Genomic DNA, 20,753 nt, shown 5'->3' with positions numbered 1-20,753 from the left:
CTAATTCCATATTACAAAAGTCATAAATTCTTTTTGGTCGCAGTGATGTGTACTTTCAACTACTCCATTGTACCAAGGTGATGAGACCAATAGGGCACTTCGTAGCTATATCTACAGCAGTAAACTGATAATAGCGTATTTTTCCCAAAAAGGAATATTTAACATCTATCCTGGAGAATCTCATTGACGGAGAAACCTGGTAGGCTGCAGTCCATGGGGTCGCTAAGAGTCGGACACGACTGAGCGACTTCACTTTCACTTTTCACTTTCATGCATTGGAGAAGGAAATGGCAACCCACTCCAGTGTTCTTGCCTGGAGAATCCCAGGGACGGGGGAGCCTGGTGGGCTGCCGTCTATGGGGTCGCACAGAGTCGGACACGACTGAAGCGACTTAGCAGCAGCAGCAGCATGCTTGACACTGTGATATTTCAGAAGACTCTTGAGAGTCCCTTGGACTGCAAGGAGATCCAACCAGTCCATCCTAAAGGAAATCAGTCCTGAATATTCATTGGAAGGACTGATGCTGAAGCTGAAACTCCAATACTTTGGCCACCTGATGCGAAGAACTGACTCATTTGAAAAGACCCTGATGCTGGGAAAGATTGAAGGCAGGAGGAGAAGGGGACGACAGAGGATGAGATGGTTGGATGGCATCACCGACTCAATGGACATGAGTTTGAGTAAACTCTGGGAGTTGGTGATGGACAGGGAAGCCTGGCATGCTGCAGTCCATGGGGTGCAAAGAGTCAGACACGACTGAGTGACTGAACTGAACTGAACTGAACCTCCTTAAAAGCCCCATCTCCTGGAATGGGAGCTAGAAGGCAGCCTCTTATATTTATAATTACTACGGCTGGATTTGATAAATCTTCAGTATGTTTTTCTGAATATGAATATGCAAAGCAAGTATTACAAGGTTCATTAAATAATGATGAGTATTTTACTATAATATACGAGCCTGATGACATCAATGATATTTGGGTATTTATGTCTGAATATAAAGAAAAATTAAATAAAAATGAAGATGTTTCAAAACAGGAAGAATTAATAAATAAAATTATTTTTCAAGCTAATCCTATATTTACCTCTTTCTTTTCTTTTTTAGAGAGAAGATATCCGTTTATGAAAAATCCTTTTCGAGGTACAAAAACTCGTCCGCCTGTGAAGAACAAAAAAAGACTTGAAGTCCCAACTAAAAAAGAAATTGAATTAATAATTAAAGATATAGCAGATCCTCTTATAAAAGTGGCCATCATATATATCTATTACAGGATTAACATCAAATAAATAACTAAAATATATATATGGATGGAAATATTCATCTTCAATATGCCCTTCGCAGCACTGACTAGTTTTATATCCTTTTTTGTTTAACTCTAAAATGATATCTGCTATATTTTTATCTATCCTAGTAAGATTAATAAAATTACCGCATTCGCAGAATTGTTTATTTTTATAAAGTTTATTGCATTTGCTGCAGAAGTTATAATGTTCTTTATTATTAAAAATATTATGTTTAAATAAAGTATCAAACTGTCTTTTCATTATTATATCCTTTTAAATTGACGGCTGTTTAGGACATTCAAAATATATTGTATTTTCTTTATTTGCTGTTAATCCTGTAATAGATATATAGCCATAAAGAGGTTTTGTGTTCTGAATTAGTATTGTATATCCTTCATATTGATACGTTTTGCTGTTTTCAAAAAAATCTTCTATATAACAATTAACATATACTGATATACTTACGGTATTAGGTGTTATAGAACCTTTTAAAATATATTTTCCATCTATTAAATGAATGCCAAAATCTTCTGATACTTGATGACCTGTAAGTTTAATATAGTTAAAATCTATAGGACATATTATATTATTATCATATATTTTGATATTTTCCAAATCAAATATTGTATTCTGTATTTTATTTGCCATAATAATTAAGTATAAGTAATCATCTTGGTATAGACATATAATCTGTATTTCTTTATATATTACCCCTACTAATTTTCTTTTATATAATTTAAGTTTTTTATTAACTCTTATGACTCCCATACCTTCGTTACTAATTTCAAAACTTCCTTTTAAATTAAGGCTTCCGTCTTCATTTGCAATCAAGGATAAATTAGTAATATCTTTTATTATATCAGCATTTATATTTGTACTTTCATCTCCAACTTCTAAAGTCAAAGAAGTTTTTTCAAAAGTAAATATAGTGCCTGCCTGAGGTTCTTCAAAATTAAGTCCAAGATAATTTAATATATCAATTATTTTACTATTTAATATTTCTATAGCATTTTGTATATTTTTCTCTTTTTCTATTTTTTCAACATCAACATTTTTCTGAGCTGTTAAATTAAAAGAAAGTATTTCATCTTTTTCTATATCAGTATCATCAGTATGCTTTATTTCTAAATAACCAAAAGTCATATTGATATTAGAATATTTCTCTGATAATTCTGTTCCATCAATAACAGATTTTCTTATATAATATTTTATAGGCTTATTTTTATTAGAAGTAATCATATCATTTGCTTCTATATAATAGCTGTCATTTTTATCAGTTTTTATATCAAGATAATTTTCTAGCATAGAAATATTAAAAATAATAAATATTGTATTTCCAACTTTTGACTTCGTATTTCCTTGAAATACTATTTTTTCATTTTTATTATTTGCTTTTATGAAAGAAACTGTATCATTAGTACCTTGAATAAATATAAAATCTTGATAATTTCGTATATTATTTACTGATATTTCTATATTAATATTTATAGTATATTCTTTAGCTTCAAAACTACTAGAATCTTGTTTTCCTATGACAAACATAGGACTTCCTAAAACTAAAGCAAAATTATATTTAAGTTTTTCTTCCCCTTCTATAACTATTTCATTATCTGATGCATTTGCATATTGATAAATAAACTGTGATAATTCATTTGTTATATATATAATATCTTTATTTTTTTCTTCACCTTTTTTTTGTATAGATATTATGTTAAAGATAAGATTAGAAGAAGTATTATTATTATTATATATTAAAGTACCTTTCAAAACATATTTATCAGTACTCTTTTCTAATACTAGATCATAAACTTCTTCTGCATTATCTATATGAGATAAACTATTTAAATAATAATCAGTTACTAAACTGATATTATAATTATCACTTAGTTGATTTTTTATTGGCGGAAAATCATATCCGTCTGAAAAATCTAAATTGGCATTATCATTATTAAAAGCTATTTTAGAAGCTGATGATGTACTTCCGTTTGTTAAACCATCAACTCTTTCTTTTAATTCTTTTATATTAGAAATAGGAGCTTCATTAGCTTGTCCGCCTTTTATTTTTTCTATATTTGATATTATTTGATTAATATCCTCTGCATATACAGTTGTTTCCCCTTGCTGAGCAGGTACTTCTTTATATTCGTTAGGTTTACTTAAAGCCATATAAAACTCCTAAAAACATGGATGTTTTTATACAGCTGCTACACGGAGGTAAAAGCAGCTGTATACATATTATTGCTATGCTCGCCTCACTATATAGCAGCTAATAAGTAACTTATTAGCTGTTCGGCTCACTTTTTGCTATATTCTTATTTTATTTATTTTTTATATAAGTAATAATTCGTTCCTACTTGTATGTTGTACCAAAGCTGCCATTCTCCTATCTTTATAATGCTTTCTTGGTATCTTCTCATTAAATCTTTTTATCTATATTGATTATATTTTTTATAGCATTCTGGCTTCTTCCAGAAACAAATAATACATCATCATTTTTTAAAGCAGGCATTATTCTGCTTAATGAGTTTACATTCCAAAAAATTATTCTAGGAAGTTTGTAATTATTTTTATTAAATATTTCTTTCCAATATTCAAAATTAGTTTTATACTACAGCAGAAAAACCATTCCAACCCTGTCCGCTTAACTGCCTTGTCTTAGTTTTAGGATCAGAAGGAATAGAAAATGTATTATAAACTATCACTGATCTAGGCAATAATGGTATGCTTCCATTTTGACTTACACTTGGATCGCTTGGATTTATAGCAGAAATACTTACTCCGGGAAGATCCCCTTTACTTAATCCATCTATCCAATTAAGCATTACTTTGTTATTACTCCAGCTTTATATTCAGCTCTTATAAAGTATAAAGTAAAAACAGATAAAATTAATAATGCATTATAAATTATAAAAGACTTAGTATTGTCAAAAGGTCTTATAGGTTCATATAGTAATGCAAAAAATGAAACAAATATTAAAAATGAATATAAAAATAATAATCCTCGAGAAATATATATTGATAAAACAGTTTTGAATCTTTTTTGCACAAAGAAAAATATAAACGGTATTAAAGTATGTAAATATACAATAAAAATCAAAATCAGTTTTGAGGCTAATGTACTTGCATCTTCTCCAGTAAAAGCAGATAACATTAAAACAAAAAATAATAATACCATAAATGCCAAAAATTCTAGCGATTCTACTAATGCTACCAATTTAATAATTAAGAATAATATTATTGCTAATAAAATTTCTGATACTACAAAAAACAGTATTATATCTCCTAATTTAGTAAAACTATTATATGTATTATTCTTTATATTAAAATTGTTATCAGATAAAAGTATTATAATAAAAAAGATTATAGAAGATAATATACTTTTATTAATCATTATATTAGATTTAAAAAATTCAAGCATATCAGGTATTGAATCTTTTAAAGGAGCTGAAATAAATATGCCAAGCAAAAATAAAAGTAAAAATGACAAAAATATTATTAGTATTGTTCTTTTATTAATGTTTTCTAAATTACTATCTATAATAAATAAAAATGAATAACAAAAAAAGTAAAATACTTGATAATAAAAACTATTAGTAATAATTGTTGAATAGAAATTGTCAGCATTATGATCAATATCATATAATAATATTTGTATATTTATAGGAAGAGAAGATATTATTATTATGACAAATACTAATATATAATATAATCTTTTTTTACTGATGTAGTTCATAAATCTCTCATACTTTTATTTATTTTTTAAAAATACCATTACAATAGGAGCTATAAAAGAAAAAATAAATGAGTAAATACCATAAATATAAATGAAGTTATATATTTTATTATTTCCAATCACTGCCTCATTTATATTGATATTGTTCTTTAATATTTTTACTATGGACTTTATATTTTGTATTGTTATATATACTAAATTAACAGCTATTATTATATTAAGAACTGTTATAGAAATTTCATTTATTTTATTTTCTGAAATAGTTACTCTGTATATATTCGCACTTAATACTAATATATTAAATAATAATACTAGTATAGGAAATATTATATACATTGCTTTTGTTATAATCCTTTTATATTTAAATGTCTTGAAGTGTCGCATATTTCAAAAACTACTTCAGGAATCAAATCAGGATTTAATATATGGCGACTGCCCGCCTGTGGTGCAGGTGTATAATATTTTATAGGCTTTAATTTTACTGTAATGCCATGTCCAGCTGCTAAAGTTCTGCATTCATTTGACTGTACTGTTTCATTTGTATTAACATTGTTATTAGAAGTAGTTTGATTATCAGTTTTATTACCGCATTGAATTATAATTAAAGACATTATTGTAATGAGTAAAAATATTTTCTTCATAGTTTTTCCTTAAATCATATTATAAAAACAAGTATACTATGTAGATATATTTATTTCAATATAAGTATTATTAATTATGTATATATTAAAAAAATACATATAAAATAAAAAGGCTTTACCAACAAATAATTGATAAAGCCTTTAAATTTCAAAATAAATAAAAATTAATTAGACTGCTTTTTAAACACTCCGCTAAATCCATAGCTTCCGTTAGGCTCTGTTACCATAATAGTATCAGCACTTATAGGCTGAATAGATATAATATAATAACTTTATCATTTAAAAAGAAAAACAGTGAGCTTTGGCGTTGGTACTCATGAGTTTAATTTTCCAAGTGATGTTAATAGTATTACAGTTCATATATGTTCAGGCGGTGCAGGAGGTTATTATGGTTTATTAGATACAGTTGGAACAGGACCAACAGCAGGCGGTAACTCTCAAATCTTAATAAATGATAAAGTTATTACAACATGTCAAGGAGGTCAAATAGCTATAAAGACAGGTACTATAACTTTTAATGGAGGAAAAGGAGGTGTTCCAAGCGGACAAGGTAAATTAATCAATGGAAATAATGGAACTACTACAAGATATGATGGAAAGAATCCAAATACAGGTGCAGTATTCAGCAATAATACTACTTTGGCAAGCGGTGGAAATGGAGGCAATGGTTCTATAAATGGTTATAGTTCAGGAGGAGGAGGCAGCGGAAGTGCTGCTATAGTAGATATTACAAGAGCTATGCTTGGTACGGCAAGTAAAATAAAAATTATAGTTGGTGCTGGAGGAAATGGAGGTACTAATAGTAACAGCAATGGTGTTGTTGCTAATGGAGAAAAAGGACAAGACGGCTCAGCAGTTATAGAGTATATGCAGAAATAAGTTATATAGAACACAAAAACCTGTTGCCTTAATGGAGCGTTTAGTAAGATTAGTTTCAGATGAAAATAATACAATATTAGATCCATTTATGGGCGGAGGCAGTACAGGAGTAGCATGCATTAATACTAATAGAAAGTTTATAGGAATAGAGCTTGATGATGAATATTTTGATACAGCAGTCAAAAGAGTAAGTAAAGCATATCAGGATAAACAAGAGGAGTTGATTAATGAAAAAGCAGCATAAAATTAAAGCACCTTTTTTTTATTTTGGTGGGAAAAGTGCAGTTGCTGATTTAGTTTGGGAACTTATAGGAAATGATGTAAAAAAATATTTCGAGCCTTTTGCAGGAAGTTTGGCAGTATTATTAGCTAGGAAGAGAAAACCTAATACTTTATATAATGAAATAGTTAATGATTTAGACTGCTTATTGATTAATGTGTGGAGAGCATTAAAAAAAGCATCAGCTGAAGTAGCTCTTTTATGCTGTGATCCAAGTTCTCAGCTTTTATATTGGCAGAGAATATGCTATATAGTAAAAAATAAAGATAGTTTATTAGAAAAAATGTTAAAAGATGATGAATATTATGATGTAAAACTTGCAGCATATTGGATTTACTGCAAATGCTCAGAAATTGGAGGAGTAGAAATAGATAAAATCGATGTAGAAAAAGTTTATAAATCAATAGATAATGGAATTACAAAAGGACGAATACAATTATTAAGAGGAAACGGCATTCATTCAAAATGTACTCAAATTGTCAATCCATACAGTATCACTAGATGTAAATTAGAAAGAATTAGTTTATGGTTTTCTCAAATAGAAAATATATTAGAAAATGTAAAAATAACTTGTATGGACTGGAAAAGACTTTTTAATGAAGGTACACATTGGCAAGATGATGGTGGTAAAAGTAATATAGGAATATTTTTTGATCCTCCGTATTCAGATACAAGCAGAAAAAAATCTCTATATAGAATTGATAGTTATGATACAGCAAAAGAAGTTAATGAGTTTTGTATAAAAAATGCTTATAGAAAAACTTATAAAATAGTTGTGGCAGGATATGAAGGAGAACATAATAATCTTGAAGATTACGGATATGTAAAATATTCTTGGAAATCAAATGGCGGATATAGAAACATAAGTGGAAATAATAATAATAAATTAAAAGAAAGGCTTTGGGCTTCAAGTTCTTGTAATAAAATAACAATTTAATGCTTATATTTCCTTATATTTTCATACATACTCACATTCTATAATATAAATATGATTTTTTCAACTTCTATTCTATATTTTTTGTATAATTAATAATTAAATATAATAATATAATTCATCTATTTATAATGACTCTAATAATAACGAATATTGATTAATTAATATATTTGATTTATAATATAAAAATACAGTTTCAAAATTATTATATATATTAAAAAGAGAAATTTTATTATGTCTAAATTATTAATATCAAGCGATCTTCATCTCAGCCTAGAAGAAAAAGAATATTCTCTTTCTGTGCTGGATGAGATAATAGAATATGCAAAAGATTATGATGCCTTAATGCTTCTCGGTGATACTTTCAATACTTTTGAAGATTTGCAAGGATTAAAAGATGTGTTCTCAAAAAAAATAGAGGACTATCAAAAAGATGTATACTTACTTAAAGGCAATCATGAGAATTTAAAATCCAAAGGCATAACATTAAATAAATTAAAATTCCCAGACAATTTAATAGTAATAGAAGATATAAGTTTTTTTAATATTGATAACTTGGATATTATAGCACTTCCCTACAGTGAAAAATATATTATAGATAATGATATAAATAAAAAAATAGAAAATCTCAATGCTGATAACAGAATAGTAATAGCACATGGAATAGTAGAAGGTACATTATGGGCTATAGAAGAAAATGAGGAATCAGCAAGCATACCAATAGATATAATAAAAAAAATAGATCCTAATATTGCAGTAGTTGGGCATATACATAAACAAATGGAAGTTAATATAGAAAATATAGAAATAATATATACAGGTTCTGCAAGAGTTTGGAGAAGAACTAAATCAGAAATGGGTATAAGAAGATGTTTGGCTATTGATACTGAAAATAATTCAATAAAAAAAACATTTATAAATATCAAAAATGCCGGAGTATATAGGGTATATGAAAGTAGCATTTACAATATATCAAATTTTGAGCAAAAAGCTTCTGAATGGAGCATGAATGATATTATAGATATTAATATATACGGAATAGCTGAAGATGAAAATGAGATTGAAGAGAAGATAAATAATATAAAAAATAAATATTCAAAATATGTAAGAGACTTTAATATAAAAACTTCGGATATATTTTTACTTGAAAATGCTTACAATGAAAGCATTATAAAAGAGTTTTTATCTATAGCAGATGAATATGAATTTAATACCAATAATGAAGAAGATTTAGAAATAGTTGAAATTGCAAAAAGAATAGGTATAGAAAAACTATATACTGCATTACAAAATAATAAAAAATAATAATTAAAAATATGGAAAATAAAAATGATATTAAATTTAAATAAATTCGGAAAGTTTAAAAATAAATCTTTTGAAATATCAGATAATCTCACATTATTTTACGGAGAAAATGAATCTGGAAAAACTACTATATTTGATTCTTTGATGTTATTATTTTCAGAAAACAAAAAAACTTCATCATTCGCCAAACAAATAAAATTGAGATACGGAGATAATATAGATATTAATACCGAACCTGAAATAGAGGAAAATATAAAACTTCATCCACAGTCCTATAATAATTTATATTCAATAAGACAAAGCGAAATAATATTTGAGATGTCCGACAGCAAAAAAGATTCTAAGGATTGGGAAAGCGAGATAAAGAAAAAATTATTTGCTTCAGATATAGATGTAGGAAAAATAATATCAGAAATAAAAGCTGAATATTCAGGAAAATCCCAAAGTGCAATACCGGCACAATTAAAAAATACGAAATACAGAAATGAAGAAATAGAAGAAGAACTCAATAATTTATACAGCAAGGCTAATACAGAAGTTAATAAAAAAGATAAATTAAAGGAACTCGATGAATTATTAAAAGAAAGCAGCAATATATTAAAAGAAAAAATTGATAATTACAATAAATTAAATTCATTAAGAGAAGAGAAAAATAAAGCAAAAGAAAAAAATAATTTATTAAATATCAATACAATGATTCATGAATTTAATAAAAAGGATAAATTTATAAATGAAAATATATATCTGCAGAAAGATCATTCAAAAACAATTAATGAACTAAGCGGAAAAATAGATGAAGGCGAAAATAGAATATCATATTTAAAAGGAAAAATAGAATCTCTTCAAAAATCTTCAGAAGAAAAAAATAAAACAGATTATCAAAGCATAATGATAAGAATAGATAAAGCAATAAAAAAAATAGATGAATTAAAAGAAAAAAATAATAAAATACCAAAGATAGTGTTTTTAGCTGCCGTTGTTTTAATATCAGCATTACTCAGTTTATATTTTAAAAATCCATATTGGTTTTTAATCATACTTCCTTCTATACCATTTTTACTTATAAAAGAAGGAAAAAATGACAAGTTTATAAATGATATATTAGACTCGCTTCCGGAACTTGATATAAAAAGCGATAATTTGGAGATGTCAGATTTAAAAGATATGCTGTTAAGAGAATTAGCTAAAATAGAATTGATACTTGAACAAAATAATGATGAAGAATTAGAAAATTATAAAAAAGAATTAGAGGAAGCAGCAGTAAATTTAGAAAATCATCATAATGAATTAAATAATTTCTTTGATAAGCTCAATGTAAAAAATAAAGAAAATTACTATGAAATAAAAAGCAATTTTGATAATGTATATAAAAGTACTGAAGAGCTATTTAAAAAACTAATGATAGAAGCAAAAAAATTCGGCTTTAAAGATATCAAAACTTTAGAAGCTAATTGCAGCAGAATATTAAAAGAGCTTGATGAAAATGGAATTAATCCTGATGATTTTAATGAAATGGAAATGAAAGCATTAGAAAACAAATTAAGAGAGCTTGAAATAGAAATTAATTCCATAAAGGAAAATATGAACAAAGTTATGTCTAATGCCTCATATATTCAAGGAGAACTTAACAGCAGCGATGATGTACATGAAAAAATAATAAACCTTGAAAGTGAGTTTGCAGAAAATAATGAAGAAATAAAAAATTTAAACAAAAGAAAGAAAGCATTAGCACTGCTTGAAAATATGCTCTCAAAAATAAATAAAAAAAATGATGATATATTTAATTCTCTTTCAAATGATGCAGAAATTTTATACAATCATATAACAGGGAAAAATTTATCAGATGATATAATTTCAATGTCTGGATTCGATAAAAATAAAATAATGGTAAAAGATAAGAATAATGAAATGAGAAATGTGGAATTATTATCTTCAGCAACAAAAGATGCCGTTTATATAGCTATGCGTCTTTCTATACTTTCAAAAATACATGAAAAAGGAAGATTAATACTATTAGATGATCCTTTTATAACTTTTGATAATAATAGAACAAAAGAAGCATTATCATTTATAAGAGAATATTCAAAAAAATATAATATTCCTATAGCAATATTTACAAAAGATATATTTATAAGAGATATTATGAAAAATTATGAAGAAGCTATTATACATGAATTATCTTAATATATTTATTATCTTCGATAATATTGTATTTTTATCAATTTCTTTATAAAATATACTTGATAATAATATTATACAAGTATTGGCGGAATTATGAAAAAAATAGGCGTATATATAGACTTAGAAAATGTATCGCATTTAAGCTACGAAGTTAATTTTGAACAAATGCTTAATAATATATTTTTATTTTATAAGAATAATTTAAAAGACAAAGAAATAGTTTACTCTATAAAAAAAGCTTATGGTGATGCAAAATCTATAAAAAAATATTCTAAAAAACTAAGAGATATGCATATTGATATTATTTATTCTGTACCTGTTAATAAAGCAAAAAACATGGCTGATATGATATCATCAATAGATGCATTTGAAGATTTTGTAATAGACAAAAAAATAGATATAGTAATATTCATAAGCAGAGATGTTGATTATACTGTGGTTATGGATAGACTTTCAAGATACGGGGCTATTGTTGGAATAGTTACAGTATTTGATAATGCTAAAAGAAATATATTCAAAAACTCATGCAGCCACATATTTAAAATTGAAGATTATAAATCAGCAGAAAAACATGAAAATGAACCTAAAAAAGAAGAAAATAATATAGATAAAATGGAATTTTTAACTTTCTTTTATAATAGAGTATTGGAAATATACAATATACAAAATACACAAACTGTAAAGATTTCAATATCAGATATATGCAACAAAATCAATGAAGATTTTAATCTTGAAAAAGGTAAGAGTGCCGTAGAACAAACACAATTCAAAAAAATTAAAAATGTTCTTAAATATCTAAATAATAATGGAATAGAAACAGAAATAAATAATGATGATTTTTATATTAATGAAATAAACATATTCAAAAATATAATGTCTAAAATCATAAATCTAAGCAGCTCTGAAATAAGCGAAAAAAATTTTATATTAGCATTCAAAGAAATACTTTCTAATTATGAAGAAAATGCTGTTATTTCTCTTGCTAATACAATGAATGAAATTAATAAAAAATTCAAAATAGGAAATAATTCAAGTGCTGTAAAAAATACAAAATTTAAAAAACCAAGTAAATTTATAGATTATATAATCAAAAAAGATATTCCTATTGAACTTACTAATAAGGGAAACGCTTTTATAATGAAAGATAAAAACAAAGTTTTGGAAATACTAGAAAATATAGGTAATGAATAGAAAAAAATAACATAGAGGTGAAATATGTCAAATATAACAGTTATCGGAATGGGATTAATGGGAGGCTCTTTAACAAAAGCATTAAAACTAAGCAATCAAAATTATAATATATATGCCATAGATACAAATAGAGAAAATATAGAATCTGCTTTAAAAGATGGATATATTGAAAAAGGGTATTTTAATTATGATAATATAAAAGAGCTCATTGAATTATCCGACATCATTATGATATGTACACTTCCTTCAATAGCAATAGATATTATTGATAAATATAAACATTTAATTGATAATAATAAAATACTTTCAGATTTCTGCGGAGTAAAGACTGATATTTTTAATAATACAAAAGATAAAAAATATATAGGGCTTCATACTATGGCAGGAAAAGAAAAAGGCGGATATATCAACTCTTCTGAAACTATATTCAAAAATTCAAATGCTATAATAGTGAACAATGAAAATGCAGATGAAAGCGATATTAAAATAATAGAAAAACTTTCAAAAGATATAGGATGTTCTAAAATTATAAGATCAACAGTTGAGAAACATGATGAAATGATAGCTTTTACAAGTCAGCTTATGCATATAGTAGCCTGCGGTATTGTCAATCATGATCATTTTTTATCTTCGCTTGGTTTTGAGGGAAACAGTTTAGGAGATCATACAAGAGTAGGTACAATAGATTCTAATATGTGGAGCGAATTATTTTTATACAACAGCGATTATCTATATGATGCTTTAGATAAATATATAAAATGCCTAAATGATTTTAAATATGCTTTAAAAGATAAAAACAGAGATAAGTTAAAAAAATTAATGGATAATTCAAATACAATAAAAAATGAATGGATTGAAAGAAAGAAAAAATAAGATTAATTATATGCCCCCTAAAAATAGGAGGCATAAAAATAAATGCTTTCTTAAATAATAAAACCGTATATTTAAAAATATGTAAAAAGATATTACTATTTGACATTATAAATAATATTGCTATAATAAAATAATATTATTTATGTAATAATATTAATAACTACCGCGGATAATAAAAAATGAAAGTTATAAAATTTCTGAAAAGAATCAATAAAGAAAAAGAATTAGATATATCAGAATACAAAAATAGATATGTAGAAACTAAAAAAGATAAACTTAGATTTGATAAAATACTTCAAAAGTCAGTTTCTATGGGATTAGTAATGAAAAAATCTAATATACTAAAACTTACCAATGAAGGAAAAGCATATTTAGAAAGAGAATTAAGAAAATCATCTGAAAAAGAAAATAATATATCAGAAAGTAAAAGAGACAGAAGAAATGCTAAAAATAAAAAATCTGATACAGGAAATAAAAAAACAAGCATACCAAAACCAGAAATAAAAGTAGATATTAACAATGCTAAAAAAGACGCTGAAATAATAGCAAAAGCATATAATGTACAAACAGATTTCCCAAAAAAATGTTTGGAAGAGGCAAAACTTTTACCAGACAGCATGGAAAATGTGGAATTAGAGTTTGACAGAATAGATTTAAGAGATATAAGAACTGTAACAATAGACGGAGCAGATTCAAAAGATTTTGACGATGCTATAAGTATAGAAAAATTAAATGACGGATATAAATTAGGCATTCATATTGCTGATGTAAGTCATTTTGTAGTAATGGGAAGTGCTTTAGATAGGGAAGCCAGAAAAAGAGGCAATAGTGTTTATTTAATAGATACAGTTTACCCAATGTTTCCGCATGAACTTTCAAATGGCATATGTTCTTTAAATGAAGGTGTAAGCAGATTTACTATGACTGTTTTTGTAACTATAGATAATAGCGGCAATGTTAAAGAAAGCACTTTTCATAAAAGCATCATAAAATCGAGCAGAAGATTAACCTATGACTATGCACAAGATGTTCTGGACGGCATAGAACAATATGAAGATTGGCTTGTAGAATTATTAAAAAATGCTGACGATGTAAAAAAAATACTTCTTCAAAAGAGAATAGAAAACGGCAGTATAGAATTTAATCTCAATGAGACACAAATAATATTGGATAAAGGCGGTAACCCTAAAGACTTTTTTATTGGTGAGAGAAAAGAAACTCATAAAATAATAGAAGAATTAATGCTTATTGCCAACTGCGAAGTAGCCAAAAGATTAAAAAATATAAAAGGCTCTATTTACAGAGTACATGACAGTCCAGATATGGAAAAGCTCGATACTTTTACAAGAATAGCATTTAACAGAGGCTACAGACTCACAAAAGATGCAGACGGCAATTTGGATTTTCATTCATTTATAGAATCTATAATGGGAAAGCCAGACGAAAAATTACTTCTTACCCTACTACTTCGTTCTATGAAACAGGCTATATACGATGTTAATAATATAGGGCATTTCGGACTTGGTTTTGAATGCTACACTCATTTTACTTCGCCTATAAGACGATATACTGATTTACTTACACATAGACTTTTAAAACTTTCATTAGAAGGTATAAATAATTTAAAACCTACTATGCAGCAATTTTATACCAATTCGGCACAGTGGTGTTCAAAAACAGAAAGAGTTGCAGTTGAATGCGAGAGAAGTTTAGCAAAGGTAAAAGCTGCAAGATTTATGAAAGACAAAGTAGGAAATGAATATAACGGGATTATAAGCGGTATTACAAACTTCGGTATATTCGTAGAAATAGAGGACAGAGGAATAGAAGGCTTAATAAGATATGCCGTATTAAAATCACATTATAGATATGATGAAAATGAACAGGCAGCCTACAGTGAAGAAGATGCCAAATGGTACACATTGGGAGACAGAATAAGAATAGTAGTTTATAAAGTAGATATTAAAGAATTATTCATTGACTTTATACCAGCAAGCGAATTTGATAATAGTTTTGATGACAGAGATATAATAGACAGCAGAGATTTCTTAAAGAAGAAAAAAAACAAAAAAGAAATATATTCAAGAAAATCTCATAAATCATCTAAAGATAGAAAAAGAGGTGCAAAAGAGAGAAGAGAGAGAAAAGAAAGGAAGAAATCTAAAAAGAGAAGATAATATTTAATTAATATAAAAGGCTTTCTTAAATTATAATAAGTTAAGCCTTTTTATTTAATAGTATTAATAATCTCATTTATTTTCTTAATTTTCTAAACTGCCAATATGTATATTTACTATGTTCATTATAATTTTTTTATTTTACTATCTATTTTTATAGAAGTTTAATTCAACTATATAACTTTACATTTATAATTAATTTAGTATAATAAACTTATGAGAGATTTAGATAAATTAAAACAAATATTAAATGAGCCTGTTACAGTTGATAATTTAAATAGAATTAATGACTATTTTATACGCTATTTATTTTCACATACAGGCAATGAAAATATAGCTTTAAATTTTATTAATGCTGTATTTAAAGATTTAAACTTTGAAACTTTTAATAAAATAGAAATATTAAATCCTTTTAATATAGCAAAAAATTATGATGAAAAAGAATCAATAGTTGATATAAAAGCAACAACCGAAACAGGGATAACTGTTTTAATAGAAATACAATCGAGAGGAAACGAAGATTTTATAAAAAGAGCTTTATACTATTGGGCTTATAATTATAGTTTTAGTTTCTATCATACCTAAAGCCATAGAACTTGCCATATTGTTTACCTCCAATAATTTTTATTATTTTATTGATTATCATTCTTTTTCTTTTTTCTTGTCTTTTTCTTTGAAACAGATTCATTAGAAGCCGTTTCACTATCTGTTTTTTTATTAATATCTTCATCAAAAAACGATGCATTTTCGGCATTGGCATTTGATGAACTTATGTCTGCATTTTCATTAATTATTTCTGTATTGCTTTCTAATTGCTTATTTTCTTCAGTATTTTTTTCTTCATTCTCTTTTATTTCTTTATTGCCATCTTCAACCGTATTATTATCAGAAGATGCATACGAAAAAAGAGTATTAAGAACCTGTTTATCCAATCTGGCTATAACATTACTGCCCAAAACTTTACCAACTTTCTCAGCAGCAGCAACTCCAGCATCGACAGCAACTTTAACAGCAGAAACATCTCCAAAAAATGATACCGCAATTCTTCCGCTTCCAACATGCATCATAGAAGGCAGAATTATATTGCTCGACTTATTTGCTGCATCTAAAGCCTCAATAGCAGCAGTATGACCATGAGTTTCTATCATACCTAAAGCATATTCCATAATAATTAATATCCTCTTCTATTAAGTATATAAAAATATAATTATTTATCTAACAAATAATCCATTTTTTAATACGCATCTTCTTTTTCTAGTGAATGTTATTGTACTAGTAATACCATCTCCTGTACTGCTAGCCAATGTAAAGCTAGTATATCCCTCACCTCCTAAACCTATACCGGCATAAGAAGGAGCATTCTTAACAAATATTGTTGTCTGCAATCTTCTAGGAGCTATAGTTAATCTGTCTATATGTTTAGAATGCATAGCAGCGGTATGTCTGCATCCGTTTTCTAATTTAACAGCTAACTCTAAAGCCTCATCAAAATCTTTACATCTTATTAAAGGAAGCACAGGCATCATAAGCTCTTCAACTGCAAAAGGATGTTCTTTATGAGTTTCCATGATTATAAGCCTAGGATCATAAGAACATTCTATACCTAAAGTATCCAATATATATTTGGCATCTTTACCCACAAATTTTTTATTTACAGTTCCATCAGGATTTATAAGAGCTTTTTCTAATTTCATCATATCTTCTTTTTTAGAAATCTTAAAAGCATTATTTTTTTCCATATTAAACATCAAATAATCAAATATGGAATCAACTGCCAACACCTCTTTTTCAGCTATACAAGGCATATTATTATCTAAAGAAGCACCAGCCACTATATCAGCAGCAGCCTGTTCTATATCTGCAGTTTCATCAACTATAACAGGAGGATTTCCTGCACCTGCCCCTATAGTTTTCTTTCCGCTTTTTAATCCCTTAATAACTATAGGCATACCGCCTGTAATACATAAAGCATTTATTTTAGGGTGCTCCATCATATAGTCAACTTCTTCAACTGATGCTTTTGAAATTGTAACTACTAAATTTCTTTCTCCGCCTGCCTCTATTATAGCCTCATTGATTTTACCAACAAGCCAATTAGAAACTTTAACAGCACTAGGATGCGGACTGAAAACAACACTGTTTCCGGCAGCAAGCATATTTATACTATTGCATATTATTGTTTCTGTAGGATTTGTAACAGGAGTTATAGCACCAATTACGCCAAATGGAGAAAATTCTAATAAACTTAATCCATCATCTCCTGTTAAAGCACCTGTATGTAAATCTTCAACACCAGTGCATCTTTCTATAGCCAATGTATTTTTATTTATTTTATCCTCAACTCTTCCCATTTTACTTTCTTCTACAGCCATAACTGACATCTCTTTAATTAGAGGTCTTAATTTATTTCTTATAGAATCAGTTATTTTTTTTCTTTCTGACAAAGTAGAACATAAAAACTTTTTTTGTGCTATACTTGCATATTCAATAGCTTCTTTCATAGTATCAAATATACCAAGTGTATTTGTATTATTATTGGATTCCAATATGTTAATATTCTTAGCAACTTCTCTTACTATAGATTCAATCAATTTCTCATCCATATATTATCTCCATAAAAATTATTTATTAAATACCTCTAAAGCAGATTTAGCTATAAGAATATCTTCTTCTACAGCGCCTCCGCTTACTCCAATAGCTCCTAATAATTTACCATCTTTAAATATAGGAATTCCTCCGCCGAACATCACAATCTCACCAGACATAGCAGTATCAAGTCCGCATAAACTCTCATCAATAAGTTTCTTTATTTCAGAAGTAGGAACTTTCAATGATATACTGCTGTAAGCCTTTTTAAAAGCCAATTTCTCACTTATTTTAAGAGCATTATCCATTTTACAAAAGAAAATCTCTTCTCCATGGCTATTAACAATGGAAATGCAAACATCAACATGTATGCTTCCTGCCTTCTTCAATGCCTCTAAAGCCATACTAAAAGCATCATTTAAACCAAGTTCCATAAAAATTTCCTTAAATCAATCATTAAGTATGAAATAAATTCCCTTAACGAGTCTAGCCGAATTAGCTCCAACACTTCTCATATTCTGCATATTCATTGACTTAACAGGATAGAAAAATAAAGGAGTATTCTCATCTAAATTAGCATAATGCACCGCTATATACTCATTGTCAGCAGCTACCCCAACGGATAACTGAGAAGCAACAGCAGCTTTATAAGATGCTTCTTTTACATCTCTATACTCACCAATATCTTTTTTTTCAAATATATAAGGAATTCCCTCCTCTTCTACTCCATACAAAATCTGATCCATTAATTTTGAATCTGTATTTCCTAAACTATATATAATAATAGATGGTATATCCATATCAGCCATTCCTCATTGCTCTAACATAATCTAATATAAGACCTGTAGCAACTGCATTTCTAGGTCCCTCTTTACCTCTTATATTACCTCTTCCTGCAACTATCTTATAATGAGATAAAGCATCCATAACCATTTGAGGTATTTCAAAATCTAATGATGAACCTCCAACTAATACTACAAAAGGTATATCCCTTATATTACCTGTAGAACTTACTGTTTCTAATGCCCTTATAGAGTTAAATACAAATACTTTTTCTTTTGCTGTTCTTCTTACAATTCTTATTTTTTCTAATGGTATATCAGAATCTATAGGAACAAAATTATTCTCTTCTACTACTACAACTCTAGCAAACAATTTAGGATCTAAAGTCTCTTTAAAAAACTGCACAGTACCATCTTCATGTCTTATATGAAATACACTTTCAACTTTTGCCAAAGGATATTTTTTTATTCTCTCAGCCATTTCAAGATCATCTAATCCTAATTCCGAATTAATTAAAAGCGTAACCATATTTCCGGCACCTGCTAAATGCGTATATCTTATTTTACCGTCTTTATCTATTAAAGAAGCATCTGTACTTCCTGCTCCCATATCTATAATAGCCAATGGTGCAGAAGAACCCGGAGTAGTTAAAGCACCAAGTATTGCCATATCAGCTTCAACTCCGCCTATTTCAACATTGATATTCAAATCTTTTTTAAGCTCATTTGCAATTATTTCCATTTGAAGCCTATCTGATTTTACCATGCTGGCTATACCTACAGCACTTTCCATAGAAAATTCATTAGCAAGTCCTCCCTTTACACTTCTAGGTACAAAAGTATCTACAGCTAATAAATCACGAATTTTAATATCATCTTTATTTTTATTCGTAAGTTTTGCCATAGTCTGCCTAACTTTTTCTATCATACCGCCTATATTAGTACCCGGCTCACCAATAATATCTTCTATATCTGCAGCTTTATTTATAGTAGACATTATTTTTTCAGCACCAGCCTCTATATCTACTTCTAAACTTTTTTTGACATCAATTATCTTTAACTTGCCGGCAGGTATTCTTCTCTCTTTAACATTTCCTTCAGGAGTTTTTATTACAACAGCCGAACGATTTCCTATTAAAGCTCTGGCTATAGGTACAACTGACTGAGTTTCCTCAGGAGATAAATTAAATACTGTTGCTATACCATAAGGATTTGATAATGTTTCAATTACTTTACCCGGCAAAGCTACCTCAAGTGCACAAAGCATGCCTATAGGAACTTTATCTATAAGAAGCACTTCATCAACTATAGGAATATTCTTATTAATCCTATTTTGTACAAGAACACCATCATCTTTTTGTAAAATAAGCCCATTAACATTTATACCTTTCGATACAGCATTATTAACAGAATTGGCTGCATCTTTGAAATCTACGCTACTAGGAATAACTATTATTACATTTTCACCTTTATTTATATTTGAAATATCATCATAGAGTACACTTTTTCCTATACCTATTCCAGAACCGCCCGGCGTCTTCGGATTATGTCCTATCATAGTAGATTCTGTTACAATGGTTTCAGTTATAGTTTCCATTGCAACATCTCCTATTACAGGTGTAGCCTCATTTATTCTTATTAAAGATATATCTTCTACTTTAAGATTAACTTTATCCAAGCTCTTTTTCAAAACTCCAAAAATACCATGCTTATTGGAAAAAGTACCTTTTATACCTGTAGTAAATACTAAATCGCTAGAGATAAATTCTACATCATTATTATCACTAATCTTAGCAACTGCAATTTCAGTAGTAGAATTGCCTATGTCTATTCCTGCAATATATTTCATTGGCACTTCCATAAATAGAAATTATTTTTCATTTGCTATGTAAGCCGCATATAAATG

Annotated in this window: 16 protein-coding genes and 7 pseudogenes; 12 read left to right on the top strand and 11 right to left on the bottom strand. The window is 27.6% G+C overall.

Annotation, left to right across the window (positions count from 1 at the left end; genetic code table 11):
• Positions 1-521 precede the first annotated feature (521 nt).
• From BFL38_RS14430 to BFL38_RS14780, 3 genes and pseudogenes are all read left to right on the top strand, one after another.
• A complete protein-coding gene (locus BFL38_RS14430) occupies positions 522-761 on the top strand; it encodes a hypothetical protein (RefSeq protein ID WP_069727690.1) in 240 nt (79 codons plus the stop codon).
• Positions 762-808: 47 nt separating this feature from the next.
• Positions 809-1,078: pseudogene (locus tag BFL38_RS15800) on the top strand (terminase large subunit); the annotation flags it as partial.
• A gap of 6 nt (positions 1,079-1,084) precedes the next feature.
• Positions 1,085-1,264 (top strand): annotated as a pseudogene (locus BFL38_RS14780) (tyrosine-type recombinase/integrase); the annotation flags it as partial.
• Between the two features lie 294 nt (positions 1,265-1,558).
• On the opposite strand, the gene BFL38_RS14420 reads toward BFL38_RS14780, so the two are convergent.
• From BFL38_RS14420 to BFL38_RS14400, 6 genes and pseudogenes are all read right to left on the bottom strand, one after another.
• Positions 1,559-3,451, bottom strand: a complete 1,893-nt coding sequence (locus BFL38_RS14420; RefSeq protein WP_069727688.1) for a hypothetical protein — start codon at positions 3,449-3,451, stop codon at positions 1,559-1,561.
• A 250-nt stretch (positions 3,452-3,701) separates the two neighbouring features.
• Positions 3,702-3,863 carry a DUF7788 domain-containing protein gene (locus BFL38_RS15660; protein WP_305143777.1) on the bottom strand — a complete coding sequence of 54 codons (162 nt, stop codon included), beginning with the start codon at positions 3,861-3,863 and terminating at the stop codon, positions 3,702-3,704.
• Positions 3,864-3,888: 25 nt separating this feature from the next.
• Positions 3,889-4,107: a hypothetical protein gene (locus tag BFL38_RS14415; RefSeq protein WP_069727687.1), complete on the bottom strand. Its 219-nt coding sequence runs from the start codon at positions 4,105-4,107 to the stop codon at positions 3,889-3,891.
• A 2-nt stretch (positions 4,108-4,109) separates the two neighbouring features.
• Positions 4,110-5,018: pseudogene (locus BFL38_RS15655) on the bottom strand (hypothetical protein); the annotation flags it as partial.
• A gap of 15 nt (positions 5,019-5,033) precedes the next feature.
• Positions 5,034-5,369: pseudogene (locus BFL38_RS14405) on the bottom strand (hypothetical protein); the annotation flags it as partial.
• Between the two features lie 14 nt (positions 5,370-5,383).
• Positions 5,384-5,659, bottom strand: a pseudogene (locus BFL38_RS14400) (hypothetical protein); the annotation flags it as partial.
• A gap of 279 nt (positions 5,660-5,938) precedes the next feature.
• Here BFL38_RS14400 and BFL38_RS14395 point away from each other — a divergent pair.
• The 9 genes and pseudogenes from BFL38_RS14395 to BFL38_RS14355 form a co-directional block, all read left to right on the top strand.
• Positions 5,939-6,538, top strand: a pseudogene (locus BFL38_RS14395) (hypothetical protein); the annotation flags it as partial.
• The gene (locus BFL38_RS14390; protein ID WP_256097294.1) at positions 6,525-6,782 is read left to right on the top strand and encodes a DNA methyltransferase; all 258 of its coding nucleotides are present in this window, start codon (positions 6,525-6,527) and stop codon (positions 6,780-6,782) included. The pseudogene BFL38_RS14395 and the gene BFL38_RS14390, both read left to right, overlap by 14 nt.
• A complete protein-coding gene (locus tag BFL38_RS14385) occupies positions 6,766-7,755 on the top strand; it encodes a DNA adenine methylase (protein WP_069727682.1) in 990 nt (329 codons plus the stop codon). Before BFL38_RS14390 ends, BFL38_RS14385 begins: the two co-directional genes overlap by 17 nt.
• A 231-nt stretch (positions 7,756-7,986) precedes the next feature.
• Positions 7,987-9,057, top strand: coding sequence for a metallophosphoesterase family protein (locus BFL38_RS14380; RefSeq protein ID WP_069727681.1), 1,071 nt, complete (start codon positions 7,987-7,989; stop codon positions 9,055-9,057).
• A gap of 24 nt (positions 9,058-9,081) precedes the next feature.
• A complete protein-coding gene (locus BFL38_RS14375; RefSeq protein WP_069727680.1) occupies positions 9,082-11,241 on the top strand; it encodes an ATP-binding protein in 2,160 nt (719 codons plus the stop codon).
• 90 nt (positions 11,242-11,331) lie between these two features.
• Positions 11,332-12,429 (top strand): NYN domain-containing protein, encoded by a 1,098-nt coding sequence (locus BFL38_RS14370; protein ID WP_069727679.1) that lies wholly within the window; start codon positions 11,332-11,334, stop codon positions 12,427-12,429.
• Between the two features lie 24 nt (positions 12,430-12,453).
• On the top strand, positions 12,454-13,302 hold the full coding sequence (locus BFL38_RS14365; protein WP_069727678.1) for a prephenate dehydrogenase: 849 nt from the start codon (positions 12,454-12,456) through the stop codon (positions 13,300-13,302).
• Between the two features lie 179 nt (positions 13,303-13,481).
• Positions 13,482-15,479, top strand: a complete 1,998-nt coding sequence (locus tag BFL38_RS14360) for a ribonuclease R family protein (RefSeq protein WP_069727677.1) — start codon at positions 13,482-13,484, stop codon at positions 15,477-15,479.
• Positions 15,480-15,695: 216 nt separating this feature from the next.
• A pseudogene (locus tag BFL38_RS14355) lies at positions 15,696-16,049 on the top strand (Rpn family recombination-promoting nuclease/putative transposase); the annotation flags it as partial.
• Positions 16,050-16,111: 62 nt separating this feature from the next.
• Here BFL38_RS14355 and BFL38_RS15720 read toward each other — a convergent pair.
• From BFL38_RS15720 to BFL38_RS14330, 5 genes are read right to left on the bottom strand one after another with little or no spacing between them, the layout of a single operon-like run.
• Entirely contained in the window at positions 16,112-16,645 is a 534-nt protein-coding gene (locus tag BFL38_RS15720; RefSeq protein WP_069727676.1) for a BMC domain-containing protein, read from the bottom strand.
• A 45-nt stretch (positions 16,646-16,690) separates the two neighbouring features.
• Positions 16,691-18,082, bottom strand: a complete 1,392-nt coding sequence (locus tag BFL38_RS14345; protein ID WP_069727675.1) for an aldehyde dehydrogenase family protein — start codon at positions 18,080-18,082, stop codon at positions 16,691-16,693.
• A gap of 18 nt (positions 18,083-18,100) precedes the next feature.
• Positions 18,101-18,499 (bottom strand): GlcG/HbpS family heme-binding protein, encoded by a 399-nt coding sequence (locus tag BFL38_RS14340; protein WP_069727674.1) that lies wholly within the window; start codon positions 18,497-18,499, stop codon positions 18,101-18,103.
• A 15-nt stretch (positions 18,500-18,514) separates the two neighbouring features.
• Entirely contained in the window at positions 18,515-18,874 is a 360-nt protein-coding gene (locus BFL38_RS14335) for a glycerol dehydratase reactivase beta/small subunit family protein (RefSeq protein WP_256097290.1), read from the bottom strand.
• Positions 18,867-20,696, bottom strand: coding sequence for a diol dehydratase reactivase subunit alpha (locus BFL38_RS14330; protein WP_069727672.1), 1,830 nt, complete (start codon positions 20,694-20,696; stop codon positions 18,867-18,869). The genes BFL38_RS14335 and BFL38_RS14330 overlap by 8 nt, the downstream gene beginning before the upstream one ends.
• Between the last annotated feature and the right edge of the window lie 57 nt (positions 20,697-20,753).

The organism is Brachyspira hampsonii (assembly GCF_001746205.1).
GTDB lineage: Bacteria > Spirochaetota > Brachyspiria > Brachyspirales > Brachyspiraceae > Brachyspira > Brachyspira hampsonii_B.
Note: the sequence above shows the minus strand (reverse complement) of the source record. Positions and strands in the feature narration are given on the sequence as shown.